7 protein-coding genes are annotated in these 4,187 nt (G+C 50.3%); all 7 read left to right on the top strand.

Annotation, left to right across the window (positions count from 1 at the left end; translation table 11 throughout):
- Positions 1 to 110: 110 nt before the first annotated feature.
- The gene (locus B1757_RS14820) at positions 111 to 896 is read left to right on the top strand and encodes a tyrosine-type recombinase/integrase (protein ID WP_301179171.1); all 786 of its coding nucleotides are present in this window, start codon (positions 111 to 113) and stop codon (positions 894 to 896) included.
- 66 nt (positions 897 to 962) lie between these two features.
- Positions 963 to 1,376 (top strand): hypothetical protein, encoded by a 414-nt coding sequence (locus tag B1757_RS14815; protein ID WP_101539063.1) that lies wholly within the window; start codon positions 963 to 965, stop codon positions 1,374 to 1,376.
- A 79-nt stretch (positions 1,377 to 1,455) separates the two neighbouring features.
- Entirely contained in the window at positions 1,456 to 1,674 is a 219-nt protein-coding gene (relB, locus tag B1757_RS14810) for a type II toxin-antitoxin system RelB family antitoxin (RefSeq protein WP_101539062.1), read from the top strand.
- Positions 1,658 to 1,927, top strand: coding sequence for a type II toxin-antitoxin system RelE family toxin (locus B1757_RS14805; RefSeq protein ID WP_101539061.1), 270 nt, complete (start codon positions 1,658 to 1,660; stop codon positions 1,925 to 1,927). Before relB ends, B1757_RS14805 begins: the two co-directional genes overlap by 17 nt.
- 8 nt (positions 1,928 to 1,935) lie before the next feature.
- On the top strand, positions 1,936 to 2,811 hold the full coding sequence (locus tag B1757_RS14800) for a replication initiator protein A (protein ID WP_253253898.1): 876 nt from the start codon (positions 1,936 to 1,938) through the stop codon (positions 2,809 to 2,811).
- 657 nt (positions 2,812 to 3,468) lie between these two features.
- Positions 3,469 to 3,753 (top strand): hypothetical protein, encoded by a 285-nt coding sequence (locus tag B1757_RS14795; RefSeq protein ID WP_101539059.1) that lies wholly within the window; start codon positions 3,469 to 3,471, stop codon positions 3,751 to 3,753.
- A gap of 164 nt (positions 3,754 to 3,917) precedes the next feature.
- A partial coding sequence (locus B1757_RS14790; RefSeq protein ID WP_143484298.1) for a YajG family lipoprotein occupies positions 3,918 to 4,187 on the top strand: 270 nt, incomplete at its 3' end.

Raw genomic sequence — 4,187 nt, 5'->3', positions numbered from 1 at the left:
CTGTCGTGGGCGTTTTTCTCTCTATCGCTAATGTACTGATTCTCCTCACACCCGGCAAGCTGAAAAAGCGGGTATTATGAGACATTACAAACGCTGTGGAGATTTTGCCCGTGCCCGAACCCAAAAAACGCCCCCCCAAAACCCTGAAAAAGCCCCAGAAGGCCCCCGAGCAGCTGAACTTTTTTGAACCTGCTCCGGAAGTCATAGAGGCCGTGGCCACGGCAGAGCCCTTGCTCCCGGAATCGGCACCCGAAGTTCCCTCTCCTGTCGTCAATACGCCGGCCCGTCGTCGGGCGGCGGCAGAAGCCGACCGCAAGCACCTGACGCCGCTGGAAGTAGATCGCTTGCTCCAGGCCGCCAAGGAAAACCCTCGGACGGGGATACGGGATCGTTGTCTGATCTTCCTGATGTTCCGCCATGGTCTGCGGGTGACAGAGGCCTGCGCCATGCGTCTGGACCAGGTGGACCTGGACAGCCGGATTCTCCATGTCGAACGCCTCAAAGGCGGATTGTCCACGACCCAGCCTCTACGGGCTGAAGAACTCCGGATGCTAAAAAGCTGGCTGCAAGAGCGGTCGCGCTGGTTACGGCAGTGGGATCGAGGGAAAAGTCGCTCAGGGACGGTGTCGCTGGACCGCCAGGCGCTGTTTTTGAGTACCCGAGGCGCTGCCCTCTCCCGCAAGACCTTCTGGGCCTTGTTGCGACGCTATGGCGAAGAAGCGGGACTGTCGCTGCCACCGCATCCGCACATGCTGCGTCATGCCTGCGGTTTTGCGCTGGCCGACCAGGGTGCGGATACCCGGCTGATTCAGGACTATCTGGGGCACCGGAATATCCAGCATACCGTGCGCTATACCGCTACCAATGCCCAGCGCTTTGAAAAATTGTGGCGGTGATTTGAAAGTTGCTTTGCTTCGTGGGAAGTTATACAAATAAGACAACAGATAATACATTGGAATAACATGGCAAAAGTTAACATTTCAGAGGCTGCATCACTAGCTAAGGTGGCTAGATCTACTCTTTACGCTTACATAAGAAGCGGAAAAATAAGTGCCGATAAAGACCATGTCGGAAGGCCTCAAATAGATACATCTGAGTTACTCAGGGTGTTTGGTGTATTGCAAGGCAACGGAGAAGACAACACAGACAACAGCGAAATAGAGCATGATGTAGCGATAATACAGAGCGAAAACGCCACGTTGCGTACAGAAAATGAAGCTCTTCGTGAAATGTTGAGAATTCGCGAAGAGCAGCTTCGGGATCATCAGGAACAGGAATCGTGGCTTCGTCAGCGCTTGGACGCATTAGAGGCCAAAACATTACCGGGTACGGGCACGAAATCTTGGTGGTCAAGAGTTTTTGGATCAAAGGGATAGATTCCGAACTTTTGTTTTCGATTTTTGTGGTGTATCGTGACATGGTAAACACGTTAAACATATTTATCATGAGGTGATTATGATTGGGGTCCGCTTGTCCAGTGACATCGAGAAACGGCTAGATGATTTAGCAAAAGCGACAGGGCGCACGAAAACTTATTATGTTCGTGAGGCGATTCTGGAGCATCTGGACGACATGGAAGAGGCTTACTTGGCCGAAGCTACTTTGGAGCGTGTCCGGCGTGGAGATGAACGCGTACTGAGTAGCGAGGAATTCTGGCGTGGCCTGGAAGATTGAGTACGCCGAATCTGTGCAGAAAGACATACGGAAAATGGACGCGCAGCAGCGTAAGCGCATTAGAGAGTTTCTTGAAAATAAAGTAGCCAACCTGGAAGATCCACGCATATTGGGGAAGGCGCTCACCGGAAGTTTCAGTGGTCTGTGGCGCTACAGGATTGGAAGTTATCGGATTGTTACTCACATTGAGGATCGTGACGTGCGAATCCTCGTTGTAAAAATGGCCCACAGGAAAGAGGTCTATCGCCATTGAATAGCCACTTGCGTCAAGATCGTCATTTGCAACGCGACTTTTTTGTGGCTGACATCCTTGATGCCTCTCCCAAAGACGACATTGCCAGTATGGAGCACCCACTTTTCGCGTTGCGTGCGGGAGATAAGAGGGTGCGTCAGTATGCACGTAATGGTGTTACGGTAACCATAAAACCAGGCTTTGATGGCTGTGCCACCATCCATGACAAAGATGTTTGGATTTATTGCATTAGTCAGTTGGTCGAGGCGATGAATCGTGGACGTGAGGGTATCGGACGTACCGTGCGATTTGTAGCTTATGATTTTCTTGTAACGACCAATCGCCGGACAGATGGAGACAGCTATAAACGCCTCGGCGACGCGCTTAGTCGGCTGCGAGAAACGACCATTGAGACAAACATTGAAACAAAAAATCAAAGAGAGCGTAGAGGATTTGGCCTTATAGACTCTTGGGCTGTTATTGAAAAAAGTCCATTCGATGATCGCATGGTAGCCGTTGAAGTGACTTTGCCAGACTGGCTTTATAGGTCTGTAGAAGCACGACACGTTTTGACCATAAACCGCGATTACTTTCGTTTACGGAAGCCACTAGATAGGCGTATCTACGAATTGGCTCGCAAGCATTGTGGCGTACAGCCGAAATGGCACGTGACAGTGAAAACGTTACATGAAAAAAGCGGTAGCGCTGACGTCCTTCGTAACTTTCGGGGCGCTATAAAGGGGCTGGCAGAATCTGGTGAGCTTCCAGACTACCGAATGACTTTTGATGCTGATACCGATGCTATTACCTTCTACCAGAAGACAGGGAAAAAAGGAGCAATGGCTCAAATCCGAGACGTTCTTGCTAAGGTCGGCGGCAAAGCAGAAGAAAAACCCTGCCGTTGATAGAAATGTTGTTGTGGATAACTTCCATTTTTCTGTGGATTAGCACGTGGTTTCACCTGCAGAAATCTGTGGATTAGCACGTGGTTTCACCTGCAAGTCCATCGTGGTTTTACCTGCAACAATGCCCATGCAGACCAATAACCATAAGGCTTCCAGAAACCGTAACGCGCGCGCGCAGTTTTAACTTAAAGAAAAGCTTTTAACGTCTCCGACGGTAGAAAAGCAAAAACCGAAATGACCGACAGGCCATGATAATGAGCGCCCACTTGCCGCCTACGGCGCCGGGCGCAAACCTAACCCGGCGGGGACCAGCTGGTCCCCCTGTCCGCGCCTTCGGCTTGCCGGATCGACCCCCTTCGGGGACTACGTCCCCCACTGCCACAGACAGCGGCTCCCCCTCAAGCTTTGCAAAAGAGGGGTAAATTTGGCGCAGAACGCGGTTTTGGTGGTTAAGGGATGGAAATATACCATAATGAGTTTTGCGTCGATTCTGTGGCAAATACGGGGCCTTTACGGTAGTGCTGTGTGTGGCGTCTCTAGTTGAGCGTGATGAGTAAGGATATTTGCATGATTCTGTGACCGGTCACAGAATTTTTTTGATTATTAGTGACTTGTCACCATATAATAAGATTCAGGTAAACGACACGGAGAACCGCCATGACCCAGATAGCCGAGGTCTTATCACAACCCGTTACGAAGAAAAGAGGCCGGAAGCCTAAAGGCGAACGCCCCATGACCGCAGCAGAACGAGCCAAGGCCAGCCGCGACCGTCGCCGCTTCCCGATGGAAGGCTACAGCGGGAAGCCGATTTCTGTGATGTTGTCTGGCGATGCGCACATGGCCCTGGACGAGCTGGTTAGCGCCTACGGCGACAAGTCACAAAAAGAGATCATCGACCTGGCGCTCATCTACCTGTTTAAATCGCGTCAAGTCACAGAATAATAAAGACACGATTCACCAGAATCGTAATGCGGTAGTTTTAAGGGATTTTCTATTATCCAGCGATGGTTCTGGTCAGACTATAAATCCATAGGCTGAAGAATCTAAAAATCACTAATTAATCATGGTACAATGAACCAACAAGATGAGAAATTATGGAAGGCTTTATGAACAATAAGTGGTTAAAAACGGCTGCAAAAGTGGCTTTTCTGGGAGTCGCTTTCGGGTTGACGGGGTGTGCTTTTGTGCCGGACACCGTACACAACCACTATAAGGCTCTGGACAGCATGACCAAGGTGCCAGGCGCTGAAAATGTCACCGTCACCGTCATTGTGCATAACCATAAGAAGAATCACGATCTCATTAGCCAGACGCAGGATGGCTTGGGAATCGATATGGCCGGCGTTTATTTGCACATCGATAAAGTATTTAAGAAA

Source organism: Acidithiobacillus marinus (assembly GCF_002847505.1).
GTDB lineage: Bacteria > Pseudomonadota > Gammaproteobacteria > Acidithiobacillales > Acidithiobacillaceae > Acidithiobacillus > Acidithiobacillus marinus.
The sequence above is the reverse complement of the archived record's forward strand: the minus strand, read 5'-3'. Positions and strand labels throughout refer to the sequence as shown.